Source organism: Streptomyces sp. NPDC012794 (assembly GCF_042901085.1).
In the GTDB taxonomy this organism is placed as follows: domain Bacteria; phylum Actinomycetota; class Actinomycetes; order Streptomycetales; family Streptomycetaceae; genus Streptomyces.
Genome location: NZ_JBIBCI010000001.1, coordinates 337,268 through 363,222, shown reverse-complemented (window position 1 = coordinate 363,222; position 25,955 = coordinate 337,268). Strand labels below are relative to the sequence as shown.

General features: G+C 74.1%; 22 protein-coding genes and 1 pseudogene. 13 read left to right on the top strand and 10 right to left on the bottom strand.

The annotated features are described in order from the left end of the window. Positions 1 to 80: 80 nt before the first annotated feature. A complete protein-coding gene (locus ACFY7H_RS01705) occupies positions 81 to 1,415 on the bottom strand; it encodes an ABC transporter substrate-binding protein (protein ID WP_388931527.1) in 1,335 nt (444 codons plus the stop codon). Between the two features lie 326 nt (positions 1,416 to 1,741). Between ACFY7H_RS01705 and mdlC the strand changes: the two genes are divergently transcribed. The 6 genes from mdlC to ACFY7H_RS01675 are packed head-to-tail and all read left to right on the top strand — an operon-like array spanning position 1,742 to position 9,685. Beyond that, positions 1,742 to 3,352 (top strand): benzoylformate decarboxylase, encoded by a 1,611-nt coding sequence (gene mdlC, locus ACFY7H_RS01700; RefSeq protein ID WP_388931524.1) that lies wholly within the window; start codon positions 1,742 to 1,744, stop codon positions 3,350 to 3,352. A 56-nt stretch (positions 3,353 to 3,408) separates the two neighbouring features. Then, entirely contained in the window at positions 3,409 to 4,824 is a 1,416-nt protein-coding gene (locus ACFY7H_RS01695; protein ID WP_388931522.1) for an FAD-binding oxidoreductase, read from the top strand. Next, the gene (locus tag ACFY7H_RS01690) at positions 4,821 to 6,173 is read left to right on the top strand and encodes a cytochrome P450 (protein ID WP_388931519.1); all 1,353 of its coding nucleotides are present in this window, start codon (positions 4,821 to 4,823) and stop codon (positions 6,171 to 6,173) included. The genes ACFY7H_RS01695 and ACFY7H_RS01690 overlap by 4 nt, the downstream gene beginning before the upstream one ends. Before the next feature lie 12 nt (positions 6,174 to 6,185). Beyond that, positions 6,186 to 7,550 (top strand): alpha/beta fold hydrolase, encoded by a 1,365-nt coding sequence (locus ACFY7H_RS01685; protein WP_388931515.1) that lies wholly within the window; start codon positions 6,186 to 6,188, stop codon positions 7,548 to 7,550. A gap of 9 nt (positions 7,551 to 7,559) precedes the next feature. After that, positions 7,560 to 9,476: a peroxidase family protein gene (locus ACFY7H_RS01680; protein WP_388931513.1), complete on the top strand. Its 1,917-nt coding sequence runs from the start codon at positions 7,560 to 7,562 to the stop codon at positions 9,474 to 9,476. Then, positions 9,473 to 9,685 carry a hypothetical protein gene (locus ACFY7H_RS01675; protein ID WP_388931511.1) on the top strand — a complete coding sequence of 71 codons (213 nt, stop codon included), beginning with the start codon at positions 9,473 to 9,475 and terminating at the stop codon, positions 9,683 to 9,685. The genes ACFY7H_RS01680 and ACFY7H_RS01675 overlap by 4 nt, the downstream gene beginning before the upstream one ends. Positions 9,686 to 9,766: 81 nt before the next feature. Here ACFY7H_RS01675 and ACFY7H_RS01670 read toward each other — a convergent pair whose 3' ends face one another. From ACFY7H_RS01670 to ACFY7H_RS01660, 3 genes are all read right to left on the bottom strand, one after another. After that, positions 9,767 to 10,126, bottom strand: a complete 360-nt coding sequence (locus ACFY7H_RS01670; RefSeq protein ID WP_388931508.1) for a hypothetical protein — start codon at positions 10,124 to 10,126, stop codon at positions 9,767 to 9,769. A 125-nt stretch (positions 10,127 to 10,251) separates the two neighbouring features. Further along, positions 10,252 to 11,172, bottom strand: coding sequence for a serine/threonine dehydratase (locus ACFY7H_RS01665; protein WP_388931506.1), 921 nt, complete (start codon positions 11,170 to 11,172; stop codon positions 10,252 to 10,254). 25 nt (positions 11,173 to 11,197) lie between these two features. Next, on the bottom strand, positions 11,198 to 11,854 hold the full coding sequence (locus ACFY7H_RS01660) for a TetR family transcriptional regulator (RefSeq protein WP_388931504.1): 657 nt from the start codon (positions 11,852 to 11,854) through the stop codon (positions 11,198 to 11,200). Positions 11,855 to 12,067: 213 nt separating this feature from the next. Between ACFY7H_RS01660 and ACFY7H_RS01655 the strand changes: the two genes are divergently transcribed. From ACFY7H_RS01655 to ACFY7H_RS01645, 3 genes are all read left to right on the top strand, one after another. Beyond that, on the top strand, positions 12,068 to 13,753 hold the full coding sequence (locus tag ACFY7H_RS01655; protein WP_388931501.1) for a ricin-type beta-trefoil lectin domain protein: 1,686 nt from the start codon (positions 12,068 to 12,070) through the stop codon (positions 13,751 to 13,753). A gap of 206 nt (positions 13,754 to 13,959) precedes the next feature. After that, the gene (locus tag ACFY7H_RS01650) at positions 13,960 to 14,139 is read left to right on the top strand and encodes a hypothetical protein (RefSeq protein ID WP_388931498.1); all 180 of its coding nucleotides are present in this window, start codon (positions 13,960 to 13,962) and stop codon (positions 14,137 to 14,139) included. 67 nt (positions 14,140 to 14,206) lie between these two features. Then, positions 14,207 to 15,814: a molybdopterin-dependent oxidoreductase gene (locus ACFY7H_RS01645; protein WP_388931496.1), complete on the top strand. Its 1,608-nt coding sequence runs from the start codon at positions 14,207 to 14,209 to the stop codon at positions 15,812 to 15,814. Positions 15,815 to 16,063: 249 nt separating this feature from the next. Here ACFY7H_RS01645 and ACFY7H_RS01640 read toward each other — a convergent pair whose 3' ends face one another. After that, positions 16,064 to 16,864, bottom strand: coding sequence for a hypothetical protein (locus tag ACFY7H_RS01640; RefSeq protein ID WP_388931494.1), 801 nt, complete (start codon positions 16,862 to 16,864; stop codon positions 16,064 to 16,066). Positions 16,865 to 17,005: 141 nt separating this feature from the next. Between ACFY7H_RS01640 and ACFY7H_RS01635 the strand changes: the two genes are divergently transcribed. Continuing rightward, positions 17,006 to 17,929, top strand: coding sequence for an SDR family oxidoreductase (locus tag ACFY7H_RS01635; RefSeq protein WP_388931492.1), 924 nt, complete (start codon positions 17,006 to 17,008; stop codon positions 17,927 to 17,929). Here the strand turns inward: ACFY7H_RS01635 and ACFY7H_RS01630 are convergent. Then, positions 17,920 to 18,490, bottom strand: a pseudogene (locus ACFY7H_RS01630) (class I SAM-dependent methyltransferase); the annotation flags it as partial. The gene ACFY7H_RS01635 and the pseudogene ACFY7H_RS01630 overlap by 10 nt on opposite strands. Positions 18,491 to 18,720: 230 nt before the next feature. Here ACFY7H_RS01630 and ACFY7H_RS01625 point away from each other — a divergent pair. Further along, positions 18,721 to 19,464 (top strand): TetR/AcrR family transcriptional regulator, encoded by a 744-nt coding sequence (locus ACFY7H_RS01625; protein ID WP_388931489.1) that lies wholly within the window; start codon positions 18,721 to 18,723, stop codon positions 19,462 to 19,464. A gap of 156 nt (positions 19,465 to 19,620) precedes the next feature. On the opposite strand, the gene ACFY7H_RS01620 is transcribed toward ACFY7H_RS01625, so the two are convergent. Together ACFY7H_RS01620 and ACFY7H_RS01615 are read right to left on the bottom strand one after the other, a co-directional pair. Beyond that, positions 19,621 to 20,697, bottom strand: a complete 1,077-nt coding sequence (locus ACFY7H_RS01620; protein ID WP_388932239.1) for an enoyl-CoA hydratase/isomerase family protein — start codon at positions 20,695 to 20,697, stop codon at positions 19,621 to 19,623. Positions 20,698 to 20,828: 131 nt separating this feature from the next. Continuing rightward, positions 20,829 to 21,869, bottom strand: coding sequence for a saccharopine dehydrogenase family protein (locus ACFY7H_RS01615; protein WP_388931487.1), 1,041 nt, complete (start codon positions 21,867 to 21,869; stop codon positions 20,829 to 20,831). A gap of 120 nt (positions 21,870 to 21,989) precedes the next feature. Between ACFY7H_RS01615 and ACFY7H_RS01610 the strand changes: the two genes are divergently transcribed. Further along, on the top strand, positions 21,990 to 22,961 hold the full coding sequence (locus tag ACFY7H_RS01610; protein ID WP_388931485.1) for a helix-turn-helix domain-containing protein: 972 nt from the start codon (positions 21,990 to 21,992) through the stop codon (positions 22,959 to 22,961). A gap of 16 nt (positions 22,962 to 22,977) precedes the next feature. Here the strand turns inward: ACFY7H_RS01610 and ACFY7H_RS01605 are convergent, their stop codons facing one another. Then, the gene (locus tag ACFY7H_RS01605; RefSeq protein WP_388931483.1) at positions 22,978 to 23,457 is read right to left on the bottom strand and encodes an ATP-binding protein; all 480 of its coding nucleotides are present in this window, start codon (positions 23,455 to 23,457) and stop codon (positions 22,978 to 22,980) included. A 15-nt stretch (positions 23,458 to 23,472) separates the two neighbouring features. Further along, the gene (locus ACFY7H_RS01600; protein ID WP_388931480.1) at positions 23,473 to 23,838 is read right to left on the bottom strand and encodes an STAS domain-containing protein; all 366 of its coding nucleotides are present in this window, start codon (positions 23,836 to 23,838) and stop codon (positions 23,473 to 23,475) included. A 521-nt stretch (positions 23,839 to 24,359) separates the two neighbouring features. On the opposite strand from ACFY7H_RS01600, the gene ACFY7H_RS01595 reads away from it, so the two are divergent. Then, entirely contained in the window at positions 24,360 to 25,832 is a 1,473-nt protein-coding gene (locus tag ACFY7H_RS01595; protein ID WP_388931478.1) for an amino acid permease, read from the top strand. The last annotated feature ends 123 nt before the right edge of the window (positions 25,833 to 25,955 follow it).

The window sequence follows — 25,955 nt, the reverse complement described above, 5'->3', positions numbered from 1 at the left end:
GGCCCGGCGGCGCCGCTTCGCGTCGGGCCGGCCGGACGCCGTGACGGGGTGCGCGGCAGCCGGTGCGGGGGCGGGAACGGTCACTTCCGCGTCCCGGCGGCCAGCAGCCGGTTGGCCTCCTCCTGGGCCTTGCGCACCGCCGTCCGGGCGTCCTGCTCGCCCTGGATGGCCTTCTGCACCTCCCGCACCACCGCGTCGCCGACCTGATTGGTCCACTGGACGGGGGTGTTGGCGTCGAGGTCCGCCGTCTTGAGCTGCTCGGCGCCGATGGCCCGGGCCAGTGTCTCGGCGTCCTTGCCGTCGCCCCGGTCGGCGAAGCGCGCGTCGGCCAGGCCCTTGGCGTTGGAGGGGTAGATGGTGGCGTTCTTCGAGAACTCCACCTGGTTGGGCCCGTTGGTGACCCACTTGGCGAACTCGGCGGCCGCGTCCGGGTGTTCGGTGTCCTTGCGGATGCCGAGGGACTGGGCGTAGATGCCGATGTGGCCGAGCGTGCCGGTGACGGCTCCCGCGACGCCGGTGCGTTCGTAGACCTGCGGGGCGTTCTGCCTGATGTCCCTGACGAAGCCCGGGGAGCCGGGGCCGAAGACGAGTTTGCCGGCGCCGTAGAGCTGGTTGATGTCGTCGGCCTTCAGGAGGGACTCCTTGGGCATGGCGCCCTTCGCGTAGAGGTCCTTCATCCGTTCGACCCAGGCGACGGCGCGGTCCGTGTCGAAGGTGAACCGGTCCCGCGCGTCGTTGAGCAGCGGGACGCCCATCTTCTGCCAGTCGCCGGGGAGCCGGCCCTTGGGGTCGGCCATGAAGGCGGCGTACTGGCCGCCGGAGCGCGCGGCGATCTGCTCGGCGTAGTCGAAGAACTGCTCGACGGTGACCGGCGGCCTGTCGGCGTCCAGGCCCGCCTTCGCGAAGAGGTCCTTGTTGTAGGTGAGGATCTCGGGGGTCACGTACCAGGGGTAGGCGTACACGCCGTCGCCCTTGCCGGGCAGTTTGAACTGTTCCCAGGCGCCCGGGACGTAGTCCTTCGCGACCTCGCCGTCGAGCCGGGCCACGTCGGCGAGCATGCCGCGGTCCCCGAGGAGCTGGAAGGAGTCGGTGGAGAGGTTGACCACGTCGGGCAGGGCCCCGGCCTGGGCGTCGGCGACGAGCTTCTCGTTGTAGCCGTCGCCCGGCACGTCCTCCCATTTCACCCGGACCGCGGGGTACTTCGCCTCGAAGGAGTCGATGACGCCCTGCACGTAGGCGGTGAACTTGGGTTTCAGCTGGAGGGTCCGGAAGGTGATCTCGCCGCTCACCTCGCCGGTTCTGCGGGCCTCTTCGGCGCCGGCGCCGCCTCCGCTCAGACCGCATGCGGACGCGGTGAGGAGGCCGGCGGCCACCAGCGTGGCGATGGCCGTGCGGGTCACGGGGGAACGAGTCATCGTCGCCGCCTTCGGGGAGGTTCCGGCTGCGCTGCCGGAGGGCGGTGCCCACGCTGGTCGCGCGGCGGGAAGCCGTCAACGAGGCCCGCGCCATGATGGCCTAAAGCGGTTTATCCGACGCACCGCCACCGCGCGCCACGCCCCCGCCGCGTTCGCTCCGGCCGGCCCCGGGGCGGCTCCGTCCGGACACCCCCTAACACGCGTGGCGGGCGGCTGCCGGGCCTTCTTCGGCGTCCGACCCGAACGGATCATGGATTTTGCCTTGATCAACGCAATGTGATGGATTGATCACCCAATGCTTCCGCCCGCTCCGCGAAGGAACGCCCATGCGCACGGTCCGAGAGTCGGTCCTCGACGTCCTCCGAACCCGTGGGATGACCACGGTCTTCGGCAATCCCGGATCGACCGAACTGCCCATGCTCAAGCAGTTCCCGGACGACTTCCGCTACGTACTGGGGCTCCAGGAGGCCGTGGTCGTCGGCATGGCCGACGGTTTCGCCCTCGCCTCCGGCACCACCGGCCTGGTCAACCTGCACACCGGCCCGGGCACGGGCAACGCCATGGGCGCGATCCTGAACGCCCGCGCCAACCGCACCCCCATGGTGGTCACCGCCGGCCAGCAGGTCCGCGCCATGCTCACGATGGAGGCCCTGCTCACCAACCCGCAGGCCACCCTGCTGCCACAGCCCGCCGTGAAGTGGGCGTACGAGCCCCCGCGCGCGGCGGACGTCGCACCCGCGCTGGCCCGCGCCGTGCAGGTCGCCGAAACCCCGCCGCAGGGCCCGGTGTTCCTCTCCCTGCCGATGGACGACTTCGACGTGGTCCTGGACGAGGCCGACGACCGGGCCGCCCGGCGGACCGCGGCCCGCACCGTGACGCACGCCGCCGCCCCCTCCGCCGAGGCGGTCCGGCAGCTGGCCGCCCGCCTGGCCGGCGCCCGCAGCGCCGTCCTCGTCACCGGCAACGACGTGGACGCCTCCGGGGCCTGGGACGCCGTCGTGGAACTGGCCGAGCGCACCGGCCTGCCCGTCTGGTCGGCGCCCACCGAGGGCCGCGTCGCCTTCCCCAAGTCCCACCCGCAGTACCGGGGGACGCTCCCCCCGGCCATCGCGCCGCTGTCCCGCTGCCTGGAGGGCCACGACCTGGTCCTGGTGATCGGCGCCCCGGTGTTCTGCTACTACCCCTACGTCCCCGGCACCTACCTGCCCGAGGGGGCGGAGCTGGTGCAGCTGACCCGGGACGCGGACGAAGCCGCCCGCGCCCCCGTCGGGGACGCGCTGGTCGCCGACCTCGCCCTGACCGTACGGGCCCTGCTCGCCGAGCTGCCCGTCCGGCAGGCCTCGGCCCCGGCGGCGAGGATCGAGCGGGCCGAGTCCCTGGAGGAGGCCGACGGGGTGCTCACCCCGCTCGCCGCGATGACGGCCATCGCCCAGGGAGCACCCGCGAACACCCTCTGGGTGAACGAGTCCCCGTCCAACCTGGGCCAGTTCCACGACGCCACGCGCATCGACACCCCCGGCTCCTTCCTCTTCACGGCGGGCGGCGGCCTCGGCTTCGGCCTCGCCGCGGCCGTGGGCGCCCAGCTCGGCGCGCCCGGCCGGCCCGTGGTCTGCGTGATCGGCGACGGCTCCACCCACTACGCCGTGCAGGCGCTGTGGACCGCCGCCGCGTACAAGGTGCCGGTCACCTTCGTCGTCCTCAGCAACCAGCGCTACGCGATCCTCCAGTGGTTCGCCCAGGTGGAACAGGCCCAGGGCGCCCCCGGACTCGACATCCCGGGCCTGGACATCACCGCCGTCGCCACCGGCTACGGGGTCCGCGCCCACCGGGCGACCGGCTTCGGCGAACTGACCAAGCTCGTCCGAGAGTCGGCCCTCCAGCAGGACGGCCCGGTGCTCATCGACGTACCGGTCACCACCGAGCTCCCCACCATGTAGCCCTCCCCCACCCCTGCGCCCCGTTCCGCCGCACCACACCGCCCCGGAAGGTCCGCATGCCCCCCACCAGCGACACCACCTCCCCGCTGCTCGACAGGCTCCGCTCCGCGCTCCCCCCGGAAGCCCTGCTCACCGGCCCGGCGGAACTCGCCGCGCACTCCCGGGACTCCGCCCCCTTCTCCAAGTGCGGCACCCCCGCCGTGATCGCCGTCCCGCGCACGGCCGAGCAGGTCGAGCACGTCCTGCGCACCGCGTACGCACTGGACGTCCCCGTCGTCCCCCAGGGCGCCCGCACGGGCCTGGCCGGCGCCGCCAACGCCGTCGACGGCTGCGTGGTGCTGTCCACCGCCGCGATGGACCGGATCCTGTCCGTCGACCCCGCCAACCGCCTCGTGCGCTGCGAGCCCGGGGTCACCACCCGGCGCCTCGCGGAGGCCGTGGCCGAGCACGGGCTGACGTACCCGCCGGACCCGGCCTCCCGGGACCGCTGCACCATCGGCGGGAACATCGCCACCGGCGCGGGCGGCATCTGCTGCGTGAAGTACGGGGTCACCGCCGACTACGTCCTCGGGCTGGACCTCGTCCTGCCCGACGGGCGGCGCCTGCGCACCGGCCGGGACACCGCCAAGGGCGTCGCCGGATACGACCTGACACGGCTGATCGTCGGCTCGGAGGGCACCCTGGCGGTGGTCGTCGGCGCCACCCTCGCCCTGCGGCCCGCCCGCCCGCCGGCGCTGTCGCTGCTGGCCCAGTTCCCCAGCCTGACCGCCGCCGGGAACGCCGTCGCCGCGATCACCGCGGCCGGCCACACCCCCTCCGCGCTCGAACTCCTCGACCGGGCCACGACGCAGGCGATCGTGGACCTCGGCACCCACCCGCTGCTGCGCCCCGGCAGCGCCGCCACCCTGATCGTCGAAAGCGACACCGCCGACCCCTCCTCGGACCTGTCCGCCATGGAGATCCTCTGCAAGGAGGCCGGCGCCGAGCACATCGCGGGCTCCGCCACCAGCGAGGAGGCGTACGAGATCATCGAGGCGCGCCGGCTGGTCAGTCCGGCCCTCGCCGCGTACATGGCCGCCCGGGGCGGAGGCCTCACCGCCTTCATCGAGGACGTAGCGGTCCCGCGGACGGCCCTGCCCGGGCTGATCGGCCGGATCGAGGAGATCGCAGAGCGGTACCGGCTGAAGATCTTCACCCTCGGTCACGCCGGGGACGGCAACCTGCACCCCACGGTCGTCTTCGACGAGTCCGACGCGGACGAGCTCCGCCGCGCCCAGGAGGCGTATGACGCCATCATGGCCGCCGGCCTCGAACTGGGCGGCACCACGACCGGCGAACACGGCATCGGCACGCTGAAGCGGGACTGGCTGGAGCGCGAGCTGGGCCCGGTCTCCCTGGAGCTCCAGCGCGGCCTCAAGCGGCTCTTCGACCCGAAGAACCTGCTCAACCCCGGCAAGGTGGTCACGGTATGACGCAGTCCATCGACGCCCCGGACAGCGCGCGCGGCGAGGCGCCGGCGCTGCCCCCCGTCCGGGCCGGCCTGGCGGAGACCGTCCGCTTCGTCGCCACCCACACCCTGCCCGTCTTCGTGCGCGGAGTCGCCAGCCCGCGCTTCCCGGTCATGGCGCTGTACTCCCGCGTCAACCAGCCGGCCTGGTCGAACGCCACACTGCGGGCGATGCGGGCCCGGCACCGGGGCGCGCCCGTGATGGTGCGCGCGCTCTCCGGCGAGATGCTGGTCCTGTTCGACCAGGCCGACATCCGGCGGTTCTTCGAACAGCCCGTCTCGGACCTCGCCATGGACGCGGACGACAAGTACGCCAGCCTGTCCGTCTTCGAACCCACCGGGGTGATCTGCTCGCACGGCCGGGTGCGCGAGGACCGCCGCCGGGTCAACGACCACGCGCTCGCCGCGGACCAGCCGGTGCACCCCTCCTGCGCGGAGTTCCGGACCGTCGTCGAGGAGGAGTGCCGGCGGCTCACCTCCCGCTCCGTCGTCGACTTCCCGCTGCTGTGGAAGACGCTGACCCGCATCTCCCGGCGGGTGGTCCTCGGCGACCAGGCCTCCGACGACCAGGAGCTGTCCGACTGGCTCGCCACCCTGCGCGGCCATGCCAACTGGATGGGCCGCAGCAAGCCGGAGGCCGCCAAGGCGCTCTACTCCAAGATCGAGGCCCGGATCACCCGGTACGCCGCCGACGCGCCCGCGCACACCCTCGCCGCCCGCGCCCTGGCCGAACCCTACCCGGAGGGCACCGACCCGCTGGGCCAGACCCACCACTGGCTGCTGGGCATCGACCTTTCCGCGCCCGTCGTCGCCCGGACCCTGCTGCTGCTCGCGCACCACCCGGCCGAGCAGGACGCGGCCCACGCCGAGGCGGCCGACCGCGTCCCCGGGCTGCCGCGCCTGCGGGCCTGCCTGGAGGAGTCGGTGCGGCTTTACCCGATCGTGCCCGATCTCGTACGGGTGACCCGTACGGAGACCGAATGGCGCGGGGTGCGCTACCCGGCCGGCACCAACGTCCTGGTGCCGATGGGGTTCCACCAGCGCGACCCGGAGCAGGTCGACGGCGGGAACCTGTTCGCGCCGGGCCGGTGGCTGGCTCCGGACGTCCACCGGGACACCCGGGTCGCGCCGTTCAGCCACGGCGGCGCCCGCTGCCCGGGCGAGTACGTCGCCCTGCTGCTCACCTCCCTGGTCTGTGCCGAGGTGCTGCGCGGCCACCGCCTCACCGGGGCCCGCCCGGTGCTCGACCCGGGGCGTCCGCTGCCGGGGATCCTCGACACGGCGGGCATCCGGCTCCGCCTCGGCCGGCTGTAGGAGGAGCCCGACATGACCGAAGCCGACGCGTCCGTCACCCAGCCGGACATCGCCTCCCTGCACCACGTCTGCCGCGAACTGGCCGAAGCGGCCGACGCCGTACGCGACGCCGCGCGCTACGCCTCCCGGATCGCCCTCGGCTCCCGGCTGCCGCTGGCGGCGGCCGGTCCTCGCCGGGCCCGCGCCGCCCAGCGCGGCCTGCTGCGGACCCTGATGGACCCGGAGGGCCTGGGCTGGGCCCCGCAGGGCGGCGGCCCGCTCGCCGGGGCGCTCTGGCTGGCCGGGGTGCTCACCAGCCGCGAGAGCCTGGCCGTCAGCCTGGCCGTCGCCGGGCTCAAGGCGCGGATCCGGGCGGCCGCCGTGCGCCACCCCGAGCTGCTCGACAACCCCACCACCTCGCGGCTGCTGCGCGCCATCGACGAGGACCGCCAGGCCGAGGCGGTACGCCTCTTCAGGGGGCTGCTGACCGAGAAGGGCGCGGAGTACGCCCTGGCCCTGCTGGCGCCGTCCTTCACCGACATCATGGCCTGGAACGCGCTCACCGACGAGAACCCCTTCAACGACACCGCCGGCTGGCAGATCGCCACCGGCCGGCCGCTGACCTCCGACTACCTCCTCGGGGTCGGCAACTCGGTGTGGACGTTCCTCAACCGGGGCCGCGGCCGCGCCGAACCGCACACCCCCTCGGCCGCGCTGCTGGGCAGCATCGACACCTCGGGCACCATCGTCGGCTACGTGCGCAACATCGGCCGGATCGGCTCCCGCGGCATGCTCCTCGTCCAGCAGGTCTCCGGGCCGGACGGCGAGCGCCGGTTCGTCGTCCAGCTCCCCGGAATGGGCCCGAGCTTCAACCAGGAGAGTCCGCAGGACCTGCTGGGCGCCATCGACGCCGTGGGCGCCCTCGACACCACCTACACCCGCGCGGTGGTCAGGGCCCTGCGCCGACTCGTCCCCTCCGGTTCGCAGGTCGCGCTGGTCGGCCACAGCCAGGGCGGGATCACCGCGATGAACCTGGCGGCGAGCCGCGACTTCAACGCGCTGTACACGGTGACGCACGTGGTGGCGATCGGGTCGCCCATCGACCAGAAGCGGGCCGCCGATCCCCGCACCCGGGTGGTGTCCCTCGTCAACGAGCACGACATCGTGCCGAGCCTGGAGGGCCGCTCCTCGGTTTCTCCGTACGAACTGCCCAAGCAGTTCACGGAGTTCACCTGGACCGACGACACCCACGCCTTCCCGCTGTGCCATGCCGCCGAACGGTACGCGCACAACCTCGAACACGACGTCCCGCACGCGCGCACGCACGTCGACTCCGAGCTCGCCGCCTTCCGCGGCCGGGTCACCGGCACGCACCTCTTCACCCTCCACGACCGCTGAGGACGCCGTATGACCGACACCGACCCCCGCACACCCCCGACGGATACGGCGCCGGCCGCGCCGGAGCTGCCGTCGCAGACCTCCCGCCGGCACCAGCCGCCGCCCGCGCCGCCGCAGCCGTACGGCCCGCCCGGCCTGCTGGAGCGGCTGGAGTCGGCGGCCTTCGCCCGGATCAACCGCACCCGCGAGTGGTACGAACTGCCGGGCCCGCTCGGGCTGCTGAACCTGTCCGTGATCCGCGGCGACCTGCGCCGGCACAACCTGCACGACACCTTCGGGGCGGGCGGTGAGCGCGACCGGCGGCCCACCAAGGACCTCGCGCCGTACCGCTCGTACGACGGCTCGGGCTACGACCCGTACGACGAGGACATGGGCCGGGCCGGCACCCGCCTGGACCGCAACACGCCGCTGCACATGGCGTACCCGGACGGGGACGAGGCGCTGATGACGCCCAGTCCCCGCGAGGTCAGCCGGCAGCTGCTGGCCCGGCGCGGCTTCACCCCGGCTCCCACCCTGAACCTGCTGGCCGCCGCGTGGATCCAGTTCCAGAACCACGGCTGGGCCAACCACGGGGACAACGAGGAGGCCGAGCCCTTCACCGTCCCGCTCGCCGCCGACGACGACTGGGCCGAGCGGGGCGGCAGCTGCCCGATGCGGGTGCACCGCACCCGCCCCGACCCGGTCGCGCACACCACCCCGCACGTCCCGCCGACGTACGAGAACACCGTCAGCCACTGGTGGGACGGCTCGCAGCTGTACGGATCCGACGAGGCCCGCTGCCGTTCCCTGCGCACCGGGGAGCACGGGCACCTGATCGTCGCCGGCGGGCGGCTGCCGGCCGATCCGCGGCCCGGGATGGACTGCCTCGACGCCACCGGGATGAACAGCGACTACTGGACCGGTCTGTCGCTGCTGCACACCCTCTTCGCCAAGGAGCACAACTCCATCTGCGACCTGGTCCGTTCGCACCACCCCACCTGGGACGACGAGCGGATCTTCCACACGGCGCGACTGGTCAACACCGCCCTCATGGCGAAGATCCACACCGTGGAGTGGACCCCGGGGATCCTCGACCACCCCGTGGTGCACCGTGCGATGCGCGCCAACTGGTACGGGCTGCTGCCCCGCTGGGCCACCAGGACCTTCGGGCGGATCGGCGGCGAGGCGCTCGGCGGCACCCTGGGGTCCGGCACCGACCACCACGCCGCGCCCTTCTCCATGACGGAGGAGTTCGTGTCGGCGTACCGGCTGCACCCGCTGATCCCCGACGAGATCACCGTCCGCGACCACCGGCGGGGGGAGCGGCGCGAGGTCATCGGTTTCGACGACATGCAGGGCGCGACCACGCGCACCGCGATCGACGCCTACGGGATGAGCGACCTGTTCTACACCTTCGGCGTCTCGAACCCGGGGGCCCTGGTCCTGCACAACCACCCGGACGCGCTGCGCAACCTCAAGCGGCTCTCCGGCGAACACCTCGACCTCGGGACCGTGGACGTCCTGCGCGACCGCGAGCGCGGCATCCCCCGCTACAACGCCCAGCGGCAGATGCTGCGCAAGCGGCCCGTCACCTCCTTCGAGGAGCTGACCGGGGGCCACCCGGGCGACACCCCGCTGCTGCGCGAGCTCTACGACGGCCGCCTCGACCGGGTGGACACCCTGGTCGGGAACCTGGCCGAGCCGCGGCCGGCGGGCTTCGGCTTCAGCGACACCCTCTTCCGGGTCTTCGTCCTGATGGCCAGCCGCCGGATCAAGAGCGACCGGTTCTTCACCACGGACTACCGGCCGGAGGTCTACACGGCCGAGGGGCTGCGCTGGATCGACCGGAACACGATGGTCACCGTGCTGCTGCGGCACCACCCCGAGCTGGCCCCGGCCCTGGCCGGAGTGACCAACGCCTTCGCGCCCTGGAAGGAGCGGTCGTGAGCGGACACCCCGCCGACGGCCTGCGCAGCCACGCCGCCGCCCTGCGCGAGCGGGCGGACCGGCTGCGCGGTGCCTGTGACGTCCTGGAGTGGAAGGGTCCGCAGGCCGATGCCTTCCGGGCCCGGGTCGAGGAACTGGCCCGGCGGTGCGCCACGGCCGCCGACGGCCTCTCCCGCTCGGCCGCCCGGCTGGACGGCCGGTCGGGCTGAGGCGGAGGGCGACGGCGAGGCCGGGGAACGTGGGCGGCGTCGAGGGCGGACGGGGAGGTCCGGCCGCGCACGGTGCGGGTGCTACTTCATGCGGTACTGGGCCTTCTCCGCGAGCCTGCCGTCCTTGAAGCAGAAGCGGAGCACGTCCTCGGTCTGCCCGTCGGCGGCGGAGAGGTACCAGGCACAGACGCTGCCGGCGGGCTCGGCCGGGCCGCCGTCCTTGAGGGCGTCCTTGACGAAGGTGTCGCCCGAGGGCAGCTTCGCGCGGACCTCGCCCTCGGCGTCGCCGACGCGCACCTCCTCGTAGACCTTCGGGTCGAGCAGGGTCTTGTCGGCTATGTCGAGGACCTTGGCCGCCCCGAAGAAGAGCGCCACGAGGAGCCCCACCCCCACCACCAGGGCGATACCGCACCCGATGAGACAACCCTTGCGCTGAGCCATGGCCCCGTTCCTCCGTGCCCTCGACGTGGCGGTGCGGTGCGCACCGACGCGTCAGAGCCTCGCAGGGACGGGGCGGGCGCGCCGTACTCGAAAGTCGCGGGGCGGGGCGACCATCGTCGCTGCGTTCAGAGGTCCCGGGGGTCGGTGTTCGCCCCGCACAGGACGACGGCGACCCGCTCGCCCAGCGGCTCCGGCGCGGTGCGCAGGGCCGCCAGGGCGGTGGCGGCCCCGGCCTCGACCACGATGCGGTGTTCCTCCCACAGGGCCCGGCGGGCGGAGCCGATCGCCTCGTCCGGGACGAGCACCGACAGGGTGTTGCCGTGCCGGGCGGCGGCGTAGGCGTCGGCCGAGACCCGGGTGGCGCCGAGGGAGTCGGCCGCCACGGAGGACACGGGGACGTCCACGGGCCCGCCCGCCTCCAGGGCGGCGTTCAGGGCCCGGCAGTGTTCCGGTTCGGCCGCGACCACACGGACGCCGTGTTCGCGGGCGGCGGTGGCGACGCCGGCGAACAGCCCGCCGCCGCCGACCGCGACGACGACGGTGTCCAGGCCGGGCAGCGCGGCCCGTACCTCGTCGAGCAGGGTTCCGGCGCCGGCGGCGACGAGCGGGTGGTCGTAGGCGTGGCTGCTGAGCGCGCCGCTCCGGTCGGCGAACTCCCGGCAGGCGGCGAGCGCTTCGGCGTACCGGTCGCCGACGAGCCGTACGTCCGCCCCGTAGCCGCGCAGCCGGTCGACCTTGACGCGCGGGGCATTGGCGGGGAGGAAGACGGTGGCGGGGACGCCCTGCGCGCGGGCCGCCCAGGCGCAGGCCAGGCCGGCGTTGCCGCCGGAGGCGATGGTGACCCCGGCGGAGGGGAGGACGCCCGCCTCGCGGTGCGCGGCGAGGAAGTTGTGCGCGCCGCGGGCCTTGAAGGAGCCGGTGTGCTGGAGGTACTCCAGGGCGTACCAGACGCCTTCGGCGGCGGGTACCACGGCGGCGGGCCGGACGGCCCCGGCGGTACGGACGGCCGCGGAGCGGACGGCGGCGTAGTCGAGGTGCTGTTCCATGGTGGGGCGGTCCGCCTTTCGCGGTTCAGGACGCGGGCCGCCGGCCGGCGGGCCGGGCTGCCTCGATGAGCTGGCGCAGGGCGCCGTAGTACACCTCGTGGTCGGTCAGCGGGGGTAGTACGTCGCCCAGCGCGCCCGTGAGGACCGGGAACGCGGCCGGGTCCAGCGCGGCGAGGGCGGCCCGGGAGGCCGCGGTGGCCCCGGCCGGGTCGCGGTGGTCGACGAAGGCGGCGCTGCCCAGGGTGAGCAGGTACATCCGCCGGTAGACGGTCATGGCCTCGGCCGGGGTCATCCCGGCGGCGACGCTGTCGGCGAGGGCGGGTTCGACGAGGCGGGCCAGCAGCTGCCGGCCGAGCCAGGGCCGTCCGCCGCGCAGGACGAGCAGTCCGGGGTGGGCGGTGAGCAGCCGGTAGAGGGCGCCGAAGCGCAGCTCGGCGGCCTCGGCCCAGTCGGTGCCGGCGGGGATCTCGGGCAGCTGCCCGGCGAGGTGCTCGGTGCACAGGTCGAGCAGGCCGGCGAGGTCGGTGCAGCGGCGCTGGACGGTGGCGTGGGAGACGTCGAGCCGCTCGGCGAGGGCGCGGAAGCTGAGGGCTCCGGGGCCTTCCTCGTCGAGGAGGCGCAGGGCGGCGGCGGCGATGGCCCCGGGGGTCGCGCGGTCCAGGGCGGCTGATCTCCTCGGCATGGGATACAGCGTATCAGCCGCCGTATCAGCCGACGTATCGGCGGTGGTCGCGGTCCGCGGGCTCCAGCGCGCCGGCCACGGACGTGTGACATCGACTGCGGCCATATTGCTGGTCATCAAGCCATAACCATCGACTTATGTTGACAGCGGGTAGTCGCACCGCTGCACTGGGCACGAATGTCCGCCGGTACTCCCCCACGCCAAGGAGGCCCCGTGCCGCCTCGCCCGCGCGCCTCGCTCCCCTGTCTGACCGCGGCCGCCCTGCTCGCCCTCGCGCTCGGCCCCGCCCCGGCGGCGGCCGAGCCGACCGCGACCTGGGACACCCCGCTCGCGCTCACCCCTCCGATGGGGTGGAACAACTGGGCGCACTACATGTGCGACATCGACGAGGCCACCGTGGTCGCCAACGCCGACGCACTCGTCACCAGCGGCCTCGCCGCGAAGGGCTACGACACGGTGACCGTGGACGACTGCTGGATGCTGAAGGAGCGCGACGCGCGGGGGAACCTGGTCGTCGACACCCGGAAGTTCCCGCACGGCATGGCCTGGCTCGGGGAGTACCTGCACGCCAAGGGGCTCAAGTTCGGCATCTACGAGGACGCCGGCTCCCTCACCTGCGAGCGCTACCCGGGCAGCGGTTCGCCCGAGGGCGGCGGCCCGGACCACTACGCCCGCGACGCGCGGCAGTTCGCGTCGTGGAAGGTGGACTACGTCAAGATGGACGGCTGCAACCTGTGGATCCCGCCCGGGAAGACCAAGGAACAGGCCTACCGGGACGCCTACAACTCCGTGGCCCGGGCCCTGCGCGACAGCGGCCGGCCCATGGTGCTGTCGGCCTCCGCGCCCGCCTACTTCCAGCAGGGCGAATGGGGCGGCTCCGACTGGCACAAGGTCCTCGACTGGGTCGGGGAGACGGGCCAGTTGTGGCGCGAGGGCCGGGACATCAAGGTGTACGGCCCGAACGCGCCCGCCACCTCCCGGTGGAGCTCGGTGCTCGGCAACTACGGCTACAACCGCTGGCTGGGCCGGTACGCGGGCCCCGGCAACTGGAACGACCCCGACTTCCTGATCGCGGGCGCCCCCGGCCTCACGGACGCGGAGAGCCGCAGCCAGGTCGGGCTGTGGGCGATGATGGCGGCCCCCTTCATCCTGTCCTCCGAGGTGTCCGCGCTCACCCCGGGCGGGCTCGCGGCACTCGGCAACACCCGCCTGATCGAGCTGGACCAGGACCCGATGGGCCGGCAGGGCGCCGTGGTCTCCTCCAACGCCACCTTCGAGGTGCTGGCCCGGCCGCTGGCGAACGGCGACCGTGCCGTGGCCGTGCTCAACCGCTCCGGCAGCACCCGGGACATCTCGGTGCCGCTCGCCGACATCGGACTGCCCGCACCCTGCGCGGTGGACGCCGAGGACCTGTGGAGCGGGCGGCGCGCCAGGGTGGCGGACTCCCTCACCGGACGGCTCGGCGCGCACGACACGATGGTCTGGCGGCTCACCCCGCGCGGCTGTGCCGAGGCGGTGCCGACCGGGCAGATCAACGGGCTCGGCGCCAAGTGCGCGGACGGGGCCAGTAGCGCCGGGGCGGGCGCGGTGGTCCTGGGGACCTGCACCGCCGGGGCCGACCAGCGCTGGACCCTGGGCGGCGGCGGACGGCTGCGGCTGGCCGGAGAGTGCCTCACGGCGCGCGCGGGCGGCCTCGTGGAACTGGCCGACTGCGCGCCGGGCCGGCAGGCCGGGCAGAGCTGGAGCCACCGGCGCGAGGGGACCCTGGTCGAGGAGACCAGCGGGCAGTGCCTGACCGCCCCGGCCGCGCCCGCGACCCCCGACGCCCCGGCCGAGCGGCTGCGGCTGACCGCCTGCGGCGACCACCAGGTGGACCAGGCCTGGTCCCTGCCGGTCTGAGGCTGCGGCCGCTCCCGCCGCTCCGGCGGGGGCGGCCGCCCGCACCGCGCCCCGCCCCTCACCCTTCCGGGGGAACCTGGGCCCGGCCGCCCCCGCCCGGCCGGCGCGCTGGGTTCACTGGCCCGGGCCGGGGGCGGCCGCCGGAACGATTCGGCGGGCTCCCCCTCCCACGTCCCAGGGCCACGAGGCGACAGGAGAGCACCGACATGTCCGAGACCGCGCACGAGCTCACCCGGAACCCCGCACCGGCCGCCGGCATCACCGACGGTGTCGTCGAGCTGCGCAAGCGCCGCCCCGCCGGCCCCGCCCCGGAGGCGCGCGCCGCCGCAGGGAGCCGCGGACGCGAGACCGTGCGGGCACAGCCGCCCGGGGCCGCGCACCGGTGACGGCGCCGGCGCTACCGTGACAGGACGGGGGGAGACGGCCGACCCGTCCCGGCGGAGGTGGCTCCGGATGACTCGTACGCGGCATCGGCCGGGGCGCGGCCCGTCGGCCCGGGCGGGCGCCGTCGGCGGACCGGCCGCCGCACTCGCCGGACTGGCCGCCGCGTTCGCCGGACTGGCGGCGGCGGAGCCGGCCGCCGCGCTCGTACGCCCCGAGGCGGCCCCGCTCACGGCGGTCGGCGGGGCCGTGGTGGACCGCACCCCGGCGGCCGTCAGGGAATGGGCCGTACGGGCCTTCGGCACCTCCGACAAGCTGGTGCTGACCCTGGGGACGCTGGTCCTGCTGGCCCTGACGGCCGCCGCGGCCGGGATCCTCGCGGTACGCCGTCCCCGCGCGGGCTGCGCGCTCGCCGCGTCCGTGGGGGTGCTGGGGGCGGTGGCCGCGCTCAGCCGCCCCGGGGCGGCCTGGCAGGACGCGCTGCCCTCGCTGGCGGGCGGGGCGGTGGCGGCCGCCGTGCTGTACGTCCTGGCCGCCGCCCTGCGCCGGCCCCGCCCGGGCGCGGGCCGCTCCGGCGGGACCTGGCCGCTGGACCGGCGCGCCTTCGGCCGGCTGCTGGCGGCCACCGTGGCCGCCTCGGCGGCGGCGGGATACGCGGGCCGGCGTCTCGGCGCCCACGGCGCGGCGGGGGCCACCTCCTCCCGGGCGGACCTGGTCCTGCCGCCCCCGGCCGTCCGGGCGGCGCCGGTACCCGCCGGGGCGGACCTGGGCGTGCCGGGCCTGGGGCCGTTCATCACCCCCGCCCGGGACTTCTACCGCGTGGACACCGCCCTGGTGGTGCCCAGGGTGGACGCGGACGCCTGGCGGCTCGACATCCACGGGGACGGGGTCGCCACACCGCTGACGCTGACCTTCGCGGAGCTGCTGGCCCGCCCGCTGACCGAGCACGACATCACGCTGTGCTGCGTCTCCAACGAGGTCGGCGGCCCCTACGTGGGGAACGCCCGCTGGCTCGGCGTACGCCTCGCGGACCTGCTGCGCGAGGCCGGGGTGCGGCCGCCGTCGCGCGGCGGCCCCGCCGACCAGCTGGTGGCCCGCTCGGTGGACGGGATGACGATCGGCACCCCCGTCGAGACGGTCATGGACGGCCGGGAGGCGCTGCTGGCCGTCGGGATGAACGGGGAGCCGCTCCCCTTCGCGCACGGCTTCCCGGTACGGATGGTCGTCCCGGGCCTCTACGGGTACGTCTCCGCCTGCAAGTGGCTGCGCGAGCTGCGGCTGACCACCTTCGACGCGTACGACGCCTACTGGGTGCGCCGCTCCTGGGCGCGGCGGGCGCCGGTCAAGACGCAGTCCCGCATCGACACCCCGCGCGCCTTCTCGCGGTTGCCGGCCGGCCCGGTGGCGGTGGCCGGAGTGGCGTGGGCGCAGCACCGGGGAATCGCCCGGGTGGAGGTACGGGCCGACGGCGGGCCCTGGCGGGAGGCCCGGCTCGGTGCGGCGGACGGGGTGGACACCTGGCGGCAGTGGGTGTGGCCGTGGGAGGCGGCGCCCGGGCGGCACACCCTTCAGGTCCGGGCCACCGACGGACAGGGCGCGGTGCAGCCGGAACAGCGCCGGGGCACCCTGCCCGACGGGGCGACGGGCCGGCACTCCGTCACGGTGGACGTGCGCCCTTGACGGGGCTGCGCCCGGCAAAAGACGTTGCACGCGCAGGCGGCCGTGTGGGTGCCTCGATGGGCGGCGTGATCGGCCTGCATCTCCTCGCCAGTCACCCGAGCGGCTGACGACGCCCGTCGCCGGCGGCGCCCACGCCGGCCCGGTCACCGTCGGGCCGGCGGAGACGGAGGCGGAAGCCGCCGTGTTCCTCACCGGCCGGAAGGCTTCCTGAGCTTCGCTTCGATGAGACGCGACCAAAGTTCCGCGTCGTCAGAGACCCGCCCGGCCCGCGGGGCGGGCCAGGTGGAGCCGGGTGTGGAAGTGTCCCGCCGACTCCTTCCCTTCGGGGTCCTCGCCGAGGGCGGTGGCGGCGGCCTCGGCGAGGGCCTGCTCGCGGGGGTCGGTGAAGCGCCGCTGGGGACGGGTGTCCGGGGCGCGCACGACGGCCAGCCCGTACGACTCCAGGCAGGCGGTGACGGCCCGGTAGTCGTGGGTGCGCAGGACGAAGGCCGCCACCGGGACGGGGGCGCCGATGGCCGTGAGCAGCCGGGCGAAGGTGCGCCCGGTGAGGAAGGTGGTCCCGCCCGTGACGGTGATCAGGCCGACGCCGGGGAGGGAGCGGCGCAGCGGCTCCCCCGGCTCGGCGGCCTCCAGGTCCTCCGCGTAGCCCTCGTCGAGCAGCCCGGCCGCCAGGGCGTACCGCACGGCGGGACCCGAGATGTCGGTGCCGATGACCCGTACGGCGTCGGGGCGGCGGCGCCCGGCGTAGAAGTCCCGGTCGCGGAGGATGAGTTCGGCGGTGGTCAGGCGCTCGGCGGACGGTGAGGTGTAGTGCGCGTACAGCTCGTCCAGGGTCACGTCGTGGTTGAGGAGCGCCGCGTTGATCCCGTACGAGCAGCAGACGTCGAGCACCGTGCGCCGGCCCGGTGCGAGCTCGCCGGCCAGGGCGCGGAACACCGGCTGGGCGTGTGCGGGGGTCTGGTAGGCGTACGGCTGGAGCCGGGTGAAGTAGCCGCGCGGGTCGGGCAGTCCGTAGACCTCGTCGAAGCCGGTCATGGCGGGTGCGTTCATCGGCCTGTGCCTTCCTGGGCGGGCGTGCGGGGGCGGGCTTCGGGGGCCGGGGCTCCCACCCCATCCAGCCGTACCCGCGCCACGCCGGAAAGAGCGCCGATCCGGCCACGGTGCGCGGGGCGGCGGGCGTAGGGTCGGGGCGTGCGGGACGACGAGCGGGACCTCGAGGGCAGGGTGGCCCTGGTGGCCGGGGCGACGCGGGGCGCGGGGCGCGGGATCGCCGTCCAGCTGGGGGCGCGGGGGGCGACGGTCTACGTGTCGGGGCGCAGTACCGCCGGGCGGCCCTCGGAGTACGGCCGTCCGGAGACGATCGAGGGGACGGCCGAGCTGGTGACGGCCGCCGGCGGGCGGGGCGTCGCGGTGGTCGCGGACCATCTGGTGCCGGACCAGGTCGAGGCGCTGGTGGGGCGGATCCATGCCGAGCAGGGCCGTCTCGACGTGCTGGTGAACGACATCTGGGGCGCGGAGCACCTCTTCGAGTGGGAGAGCCCCGTCTGGGAGCACGACCTGGACCGGGGGCTCCGGCTGCTCCGGCTGGCGATCGACACCCATGCCGTGACCAGTCACTTCGCGCTGCCGCTGATGCTGCGCGAACCGGGCGGTCTGGTGGTGGAGATGACGGACGGTACGGCCGAGTACAACGCGACCCGCTACCGCAACTCCTTCTTCTACGACCTCGCCAAGTCGGCGGTGCTGCGGATGGCGTTCTCCCTCGGGCACGAGCTGGGTCCGCGCGGGGCGACGGCGGTGGCGCTGACCCCGGGCTGGCTGCGTTCGGAGATCATGCTGGACACCTTCGGGGTGACGGAGGACAACTGGCGGGACGCGCTGGAGAAGGTCCCGCACTTCGCGATCTCCGAGACCCCCTCCTACGTGGGCCGCGCGGTGGCGGCGCTGGCGGGCGACCCGGAGGCGTCCCGCTGGAACGGGCAGTCCCTCTCCAGCGGGCAGCTCGCGGGCGTCTACGGGTTCACGGACCTCGACGGGAGCCGGCCGGACGCCTGGCGGTACCTGGTCGAGGTCCAGGACCGGGGCCTGCCGGCGGACACCACCGGCTACCGCTGAGCCGCCGACGGTCTCCGGAAGAGGGCGGTCCAGAGGAAGGGCTCGCCGAAGAGCGGGGAACCGGCGTCCTCGTCACGCATCCGGCGCAGTTCGGTCTCCTCCAGCCCGGAGAAGATCAGGCGCAGGGACTCGGGCGTGTAGGCGAGACCGCCGCCGAGACCCCCCTGCCGGTAGAGGTCGGCGTCGGGCACCTCGGAACCCATGGCGCCGGAGGCGAAGCAGGTGAGGGCGAAGTGGCCGCCGGGGGCGAGGACGCGTTCCAGGAGGGCCAGGTAGCTGATGCGGCGGTGGGGCGGCAGGTGGTGGAAGCAGCCGGAGTCGTAGACCAGGTCGTACGGGCCGGCCAGTTCGGCCGTGGTGAGCCGGAAGGCGTCGCCGCAGTGGAAGCGGATGCCGGTGGCGCCGGCTTGGCGGGCGCGCTCCTCGCCCCAGGCGATGGCTCTCGTAGCCCAGGGAGGCCAGGTGGAGTGCGTTGCGTCCGGGGCCGCAGCCCAGGTCGAGGGCGCGGCCGGGTCGGATGAGCCCCCGGTCGGCGTACGAGGCGAGGTTCTCGCTCCCCTTTCTCCAGCCGGAATCATAGCCGGATGAGGGCACGTATCCCCAGGTCGGAGGGGGTGCGCACAGGTTGCGGCGGGTTCGTGGAGGCCTGGGGCGGGGGCGGTGGGCCGGGGCGCCCCGGCCGGGGTGCGCGGGGCCGTGCGGCCCGCTGGAGGGGCCTCACGGGCGGAGGTGCCGAAACGGGTGTACGCATGGTGCGTACACTGTGCGCAGAGGGGGTTAGGGTGGGGGGTATGTCCTCTCCAGAGCAGCAGACCTCCGCGCCCGTGCCCTCCGTGTGGACCCGGCCGCGACGCCAGAAGGAACAGCCCGCGCTCAGCCAGGAGCAGATCGTCGCCGCCGCCGTGCGGCTCCTGGACGCGGCGGGCATCGAGGCCCTGAGCATGCGCAGGCTCGGCGCCGAGATGGGCACGGCCGCCACCTCGCTGTACCGGCACGTGGCCAACAAGGACGAGCTGATCGAGCTGGTCGTGGACGAGGTGTACGGGGAGCTGGAGCTGCCCGAGGGCGGCGGCCCGGACGGGTGGCGCGAGGCGCTGTCGCAGTGCGGGCACAGCCTGCGCGACATGGTGCTGCGCCACCCCTGGGTGGCCTCGGTCCTCGGCCAGGTCGGACTGGCGTACCTGGGACCGAACCTGATCCGGATGTCGGACCGGCTGCTGAGGCTGGCCCTGTCGGCCGGGTTCCCGGCGGCCGAGGCGGACCTCGCGGTGAAGGCCGTCATCTCCTACGTCATCGGCGCCACGACCAGCGAGGCCTCCTACCTCTCGCTGCTCGCCCGCAGCGGGAAGAGCGAGGCGGAGTGGCTGGAATCGCTGCTGCCCGCCGCCGAGGCGGCCCTGGAGGACCACCCGGTGGTGAGGGACCACGCCTACTCCAAGCACGGCAGGGATCCGGAGCGGCTGCGGGAGGAGAACTTCGACTACGGGCTCCAGCGGGTCCTCGACGGTCTTGCGGCCCGGCTCGAGCGGGGCTGAAGCGGGAGCCGCGGCCGGACGGTCCGGCCGGCCCGGTCGCCGGGGGCGGGAAACGCGGAAACCAGGGCCCGCGGGCGGGGGGCCGCCGGGGCTGACACGGGAGGCCGGGTGGCACGGGCCGGCGCGCGGCCGCTCCGGGACGCCCGGTGACCCGGATCAGCCGCGGCCGGCCGGCCCGTGCTCCGGGAAGGTCAGCTCGCGGCCCTCGCCGAGCGGGGCGAAGTGCCGTTCCACCGAGGCCTGCCGGACCTGGAAGAGGGCGGCCGGGGACCAGCGCGGGCACCGGTCCTTGTCGATCACCTGGGCCCGGATGCCCTCCACCAGGTCGGGGGTGGACAGCGCGGCGGCGGAGACCCGGTACTCCTGCTCCAGCACGCGCTCCAGCGAGTCCAGTTCACGGGCGCGGCGCAGCGCGGCCAGGGTGACCTTGAGGGAGGTGGGCGACTTGGCGTGCAGGAGCTCCGAGGCCTCCCGCGCGGCCGACAGACCGGAGCCGCGCAGCCGGGAGTGGATCTCCTCGACGGTGTCGGCGGCGTAGCAGCGGTCGATCCACTCCCGCTCGGCGGCGAGCGGGGACCCGGGGAGGGTCGCGCCGCCGAACTTGGGCAGCACCTCGGCCACGGGCGCGGCGGTCAGCTCCCGGGTGAACTCCTCCAGCCAGTCGGAGGGCAGGTAGTGGTCGGCGAGTCCGCACAGCATGGCGTCGCCGGGGCCGATCGCGGTGCCGGTCAGGGCCAGGTGGGTGCCGAGTTCGCCGGGGGCGCGGGAGAGCAGGTAGGTGCCGCCGACGTCTGGGACGAAGCCGATGCCCGTCTCGGGCATGGCCACGCGGGAGCGTTCGGTGACGATGCGGACGCCGCCGTGGGCCGAGAGCCCAACGCCGCCGCCCATCACGATCCCGTCCATGAGGGCCACGTACGGCTTGGGGTAGCGGGCGATGCGGGCGTTGAGCCGGTATTCGTCCCGCCAGAAGTCGAGGGAGCCGGTGGTGCCGGCCTTCGCGTCGGCGTGGATGGCCCTGATGTCCCCGCCCGCGCACAGGCCGCGCTCGCCGGCCCCGCGCAGGAGGACCTGGCTGACGGCCGGGTCGTGCTCCCAGGCCGTCAGGACTTCGCCGATCCTCAGCACCATGGAGTGGGTGAGTGCGTTGAGGGCCTGGGGACGGTTGAGGGTGATCAGCCCCGTACAACCGTCGGTCTCGATGAGAACGGTGTCTTCGGTCACGTCCGTCAGTATGTCGCTTCCGTCGCCATATGAAGATCGTTTCTAACGATCTTGTCAAGTCTGATCGGGTTTGCGGCGAACGGGCGCACGGGCACCGGCGGTCCGGCGAACGCGCGCGCGGACCGGCGCGGTCCGGAGGCTCAGGACGATCCCTGGGGAGACATTTCCAGCCAGATGTGCGGGGACAGTGCGCGCAGGAAGCCGGCGGCGTCGAACATCCGGCCCGCGGAGGCGACGCCGACCGCGCGGGTGCGGCCGCCGAGGACGCGGTCGAGTGCTTCCACGACGAGGGGCGCGGTGACGGCGTAGATGTCCTGCCCGCGCGCGACGGCGCGCCGTTCGGCGCCGCCCGACCGTACGACGGCGTCGACGAGGAAGGTCTGGTCGGACCGGCCGCTCTCGTCGGCGGCGGCCGGCGCGGGCGTGTCGGGCGAGACGACGTCGCGGGCCGCCTCGGCGGTCATGTACGTGGTCACGTCCGGGATGGACAGGTGGCTGGGGATGGTCACGACGTCGGCCATGGTGAACTCCCCGATCACCCGGCGCGGTCCCATAGGCTCGGGGAAGGACCATTCCAGGGCGGGCGGGGCATCGGTGCGGCGCTCCCAGCGGCCGCCGGTGTAGCGCAGGCGGTGGTCGCCGCGCCGCTCGCGGGAGACCGCGCCGGACAGCCGGGTGCCGGCTGTGGGGTGCCAGTGGCTCAGTCCGTAGGCGACGTGTGCCGAGTCGGCCTCGGTCCAGTCGCCCATCGCCGCCGTGGCCAGCAGGTCGCCCAACCCGCCGAAGAACGCCATCGCCGGGACGACGAGCGCTCCCGCTTCGCGCGCCCGGCCGGAGAAGTGCGCGAAGGTGTCGAGGTTGGCCTCGATCTCGGCCGCGACGTCCAGGTACGGAATCCGCGCCCTCAGGGCGGCCTCGATGACGGGGGCCGTCGTCGACGCGAAAGGCCCGGCGCAGTTGATCACGGCGGACGTACCGGCCAGGGCGCGGTCGAGGGAGACCGGATCACCGGCCGCCGCCACGCGGGCGTCGAGGCCGGCCTCGTGCGCCGTCGCCTTCAGCTTGTCCGCGTCACGCCCGCTGAGCACCGGGGTGTACCCGCGCCCGAGCAACTCCGCCACGACGAACCGTCCGGTGTGCCCGTACGCGCCGAAAACCGCCACCCGCTGCTCCGACCCCATGAGTCGCTCCCCGTGTCCGCTGGTCCGCGGCTGCTCCGCGGTGTTCCGTCATGGACATCCTGTCGTCGGGCAGCCCCGCCCACGAGCGTCCGGAACGACACGCCTCGTACACTTCCGGACATGCATACCGTCGCGCTGGCCGTCACCGACGGCATGCTGCACTTCGAAATGTCCCTGGCGACCGAGGTGTTCGGCTCGGACCTGACCCACCTCGTGGACCCCTGGTACGACTTCTCCCTCTGTGGCCCCGGCTCCGTGCGGATCGGCCGCTACCACGTGGACATGGACCACGGACTCGATCACCTCCCGCACGCCGACACCGTGATCGTCCCCGGCTGGGCCGACACGGACGTCGAGCCGCCCGCGGCACTCCTCGACGCGGTGCGCGCGGCCCACGCGGCGGGCGCACGCGTGGTGTCCCTGTGCACGGGCGCGTTCGTGCTGGCCGCCGCGGGCCTGCTGGACGGCAAGCGCGCCACCACGCACTGGGCGCATACCGGGGAACTCGCCCGGCGCCATCCCCGCGTCACGGTCGACCCGGACGTGCTCTACGTCGACGACGGCGACGTGCTCACCTCCGCCGGCAAGGCCGCCGCCATGGACCTGTGCCTCCACCTCGTCCGCCTCGACCACGGCTCGGCGAACGCCAACAAGATCGCCCGTCGGCTGGTCGTGGCACCGCATCGCGACGGCGGGCAGGCCCAGTTCATCTCCACCCCGGTTCCCGATCCCGGCAGCCATCCCCTCGCCGGCCTCTTCCCCTGGGTCCTCCGGCGCCTGGACGAGCCGCTCACCGTGGAAGACCTGGCCCGGCAGGCACGGATGAGTTCGCGCCATCTGGCCCGCCACTTCACCTCGCTGACCGGCACCACCCCGCTGAAGTGGCTCCACGCCCAGCGCATCCGCCGTGCCCAGGAGCTGCTGGAGACCACGGACGACACCATCGAGGCCATCGCCGGCGCCACCGGCATGGGCACCTCCACCACCCTGCGACGGCACTTCCACCGGACCGTCGGCGTCCCCCCGGACACCTACCGCCGCACCTTCCGCTCCGGCACCCGCCCCGGGCCCGAGCGCTTCGGCAGCGGGTGACACCGCACGGGCGGGGTCAGCTCCAGCCGCGGGACCGTCGCGGCGCGGGAGGACCTCCGCCGAGGGCGGCGGGGCACGCCACCTCCAGCCAGACGCACTTGCCGATCACCCCGGGCCGCGAACCCCACCTCCGGGCCAGCCGGTCGACGATCATCAGCCCGTGCCCGCCCGGCTGCCGCGGGTCGCCGCCCTTCCGGTCGGCGGGTCGCCTGGGCGGCGTGGGACTGCTGTCGGTGACCTCGATCCGCAGCCGTTCGTCCGTCCAGTCCAGGACGAGGGCTCCGGGTCCGCCGCCGTGCAGGCAGGCGTTGGCGACCACCTCCGACACCAGCAGCACCACGTCCTCCGCCGCCTCCCGTGCGGCCTGCCCCTTCGCCGGCAGCCAGTGCCAGGCCGTCAGCGCCCGCCGGGTGAAGTCACGGCTGCGCAGGACCGGGTCCGGCATCCCTTCGAGAACCAGGAGCCAGTTGCGTCCGGCCGCGCCACGCTGCTCCACGGCTCCCGCCCCCTCTCATCGGCCCCGTACGGATCCCAGCGCCTGGTCCACATCGGCGTGGACCGGGAAGACCCCGTCCGCGCCGGTGATGCGGAACATGCGGGCGACCGGGCCGCTCAGTCCGGCCAGCTCCAGGCTCCCGCCGGCCTCCTGGACGGCGAGGCGGCCGTGCAGGAGGGCGTTCAGGCCGGTCGAGTCGCAGAACTGCAGGCCCGCCATGTCCACCAGCAGCCGGCCGCCCCGGGCGGCCGCCGCGTCCAGGGCCTCGCGCAGCGGGGCCGCCGTGTCGTGGTCCAGCTCCCCGCCGAGGGTGAGCAGTACGGCGTCGTCCACCGTGCGCACCGCGACGGTGAACCGCTTGTCGTCCGTTCCGGAGACCATCCGGCATCACCTTCCGTCAGCTGCCCCCTACGCCTTCCCCGGCCCCGGCGCTCTATGCGGCGTCGCCGGACTCCCGGCGACCTTCCCGGGTCCCTCGGCGTTGCCCCCGAGGGGGCAGGCCGGCGCCGGAGCCCGGGGCTCCGTCGGCGCGGGGGCTCCTCGCTCACGCTGGGTGACCAGGGTACGTGAGGCGGACGGACGACGGTGGCACGTGTTGCCTCGAGGTCATTGCGCGTTCGCTCAGCGGAGGCTCAGATCCGGATAACGATGACATCACCGCGCAAGGGTCTTTGGGCCTGGTCACGGGCGAATGGCCGATTTGCCGGTGATGTTCGCCACGGTGCGGAGCCGGACACCGTGGTACATCTTCTCGACCGCCTGCCGGACCGCCCACGTCCGGGCAGGGGCGCTGAAGTCGGCCGACCGCCGGCATGCAACTCCATCAGCATCCGGGGGATCGGAACCCGGTCCGCAGCCGAGCACGGCGCGGATCGGCATGGAGCGGAAAGGCGCACCAGAGCATGACCTCGACGCAGGTCGAACACCACCACGGCGACGACAACGCCACCCCGGGCACCACGCCCGAGGAGGGCTACGAGCGCGGCCTCGGCAGCCGCCAGGTCCAGATGATCGCCATTGGCGGCGCCATCGGCGTCGGCCTCTTCCTGGGAGCCGGGGCGAACATCGCCAAGGCCGGACCCAGCCTCATCCTCATGTACGCCCTCGCCGGCGTCATCGTCTTCTTCATCATGCGAGCGCTCGGCGAGCTGCTCCTGTACCGCCCCGTCTCCGGCTCCTTCGCGGAGTACGCCCGCGAGTTCCTCAGCCCGTTCTTCGGGTTCGTGACGGGCTGGACGTACTGGCTCATGTGGGTGGTCACCGGCATGGCCGAGCTGACCGCCGCGGCGATCTACATGCACTACTGGTTCCCGAGCGTGCCCCAGTGGGTGACCGCCCTGATCTTCCTGGTCGTCCTGTACGTCGCGAACCTCATCTCGGTGAAGATCTTCGGCGAGATCGAGTTCTGGTTCTCGATGGTCAAGGTCACCGCCCTGATCGGCATGATCGTGATCGGCATCGGTGTCGTGACCTTCGGGTTCAGCGCGGCCGGTGACACCGCCGCGGTGTCCAACCTGTGGGCCTTCGACGGCATCTTCCCCAAGGGCGTCGGCTCCAGCCTGATGACCCTCCAAGGCGTCATGTTCGCCTACCTGGCCGTCGAGCTCGTCGGCGTCACCGCGGGCGAGTCCGAGAACCCGGAGAAGACGCTCCCGAAGGCCATCAACACCCTGCCGTGGCGCATCATCGTCTTCTACGTCGGTGCCCTCAGCGTGATCCTGATGGTCGTCAAGTGGACCGAGTTCCAGCCGGGCGTCAGCCCGTTCGTAGCGGCCTTCGCCAAGATCGGCATCCCGGCGGGCGCGGCCATCGTCAACTTCGTGGTGCTCACCGCGGCCCTGTCGTCCTGCAACTCCGGCATGTACTCCACCGGCCGCATGCTGCGCGACCTGGCCGCCAACTCCGAGGCGCCCAAGCTGCTGGGCAAGCTCAGCTCCACCAAGACCCCGGCCGTGGCCATCACCCTGTCCGCCGCCCTCATGGGCATCGGCGTGGTGCTGAACTACATCGTCCCGGAGAAGGCCTTCGGCTACGTCATGTCGGTGGCCACCACGGCCGGCATCTGGACCTGGCTGATGATCCTGGTCAGCCACATCCTGTACCGCCGCGCGGTGGTCGCGGGCAAGCTGCCCGCCTCCTCCTTCCCCGCGCCGGGCGGCACGATCTGCAGCTGGATCGCCGTGGCCTTCCTGCTGCTGGTCACCGTGATGATCGCGATCGACCCCGACAGCCGCGTCTCCCTGTACGTGGGCGCCGGCTGGGCGGTCTGCCTGGCCGTCGGCTGGGCCGTGCTGAAGTCGCGCAACCCGCAGATCGCGGCGCGTGCGGCGGCCGGCACCGCCGACGAGGCACTGGAGCCCGCGGCCCGGTCCTGACCGCTGACCGCACTCCCTCGGCGGGGGCGTGCCGGCCCACTCCGGCCGGTGCGCCCCCGTCGGCGTACCCGGGCCGCGTACCCGGGCCGCGCGTCCGGGCCGCGTACCCGGGCCCGGGGTGCC

Bases quoted from the DNA above. Each gene is read 5' to 3' on its own strand.
- ACFY7H_RS01705 (WP_388931527.1), bottom strand. From the start codon at position 1,415: ATGACTCGTTCCCCCGTGACCCGCACGGCCATCGCCACGCTGGTGGCC.
- ACFY7H_RS01625 (WP_388931489.1), top strand. From the start codon at position 18,721: ATGTCCTCTCCAGAGCAGCAGACCTCCGCGCCCGTGCCCTCCGTGTGG.
- ACFY7H_RS01680 (WP_388931513.1), top strand. From the start codon at position 7,560: ATGACCGACACCGACCCCCGCACACCCCCGACGGATACGGCGCCGGCC.
- ACFY7H_RS01640 (WP_388931494.1), bottom strand. From the start codon at position 16,864: ATGAACGCACCCGCCATGACCGGCTTCGACGAGGTCTACGGACTGCCC.
- ACFY7H_RS01595 (WP_388931478.1), top strand. From the start codon at position 24,360: ATGACCTCGACGCAGGTCGAACACCACCACGGCGACGACAACGCCACC.
- ACFY7H_RS01670 (WP_388931508.1), bottom strand. From the start codon at position 10,126: ATGGCTCAGCGCAAGGGTTGTCTCATCGGGTGCGGTATCGCCCTGGTG.
- mdlC (WP_388931524.1), top strand. From the start codon at position 1,742: ATGCGCACGGTCCGAGAGTCGGTCCTCGACGTCCTCCGAACCCGTGGG.
- ACFY7H_RS01645 (WP_388931496.1), top strand. From the start codon at position 14,207: ATGACTCGTACGCGGCATCGGCCGGGGCGCGGCCCGTCGGCCCGGGCG.
- ACFY7H_RS01610 (WP_388931485.1), top strand. From the start codon at position 21,990: ATGCATACCGTCGCGCTGGCCGTCACCGACGGCATGCTGCACTTCGAA.
- ACFY7H_RS01685 (WP_388931515.1), top strand. From the start codon at position 6,186: ATGACCGAAGCCGACGCGTCCGTCACCCAGCCGGACATCGCCTCCCTG.
- ACFY7H_RS01600 (WP_388931480.1), bottom strand. From the start codon at position 23,838: ATGGTCTCCGGAACGGACGACAAGCGGTTCACCGTCGCGGTGCGCACG.
- ACFY7H_RS01695 (WP_388931522.1), top strand. From the start codon at position 3,409: ATGCCCCCCACCAGCGACACCACCTCCCCGCTGCTCGACAGGCTCCGC.
- ACFY7H_RS01660 (WP_388931504.1), bottom strand. From the start codon at position 11,854: ATGCCGAGGAGATCAGCCGCCCTGGACCGCGCGACCCCCGGGGCCATC.
- ACFY7H_RS01690 (WP_388931519.1), top strand. From the start codon at position 4,821: ATGACGCAGTCCATCGACGCCCCGGACAGCGCGCGCGGCGAGGCGCCG.
- ACFY7H_RS01665 (WP_388931506.1), bottom strand. From the start codon at position 11,172: ATGGAACAGCACCTCGACTACGCCGCCGTCCGCTCCGCGGCCGTCCGT.
- ACFY7H_RS01650 (WP_388931498.1), top strand. From the start codon at position 13,960: ATGTCCGAGACCGCGCACGAGCTCACCCGGAACCCCGCACCGGCCGCC.
- ACFY7H_RS01615 (WP_388931487.1), bottom strand. From the start codon at position 21,869: ATGGGGTCGGAGCAGCGGGTGGCGGTTTTCGGCGCGTACGGGCACACC.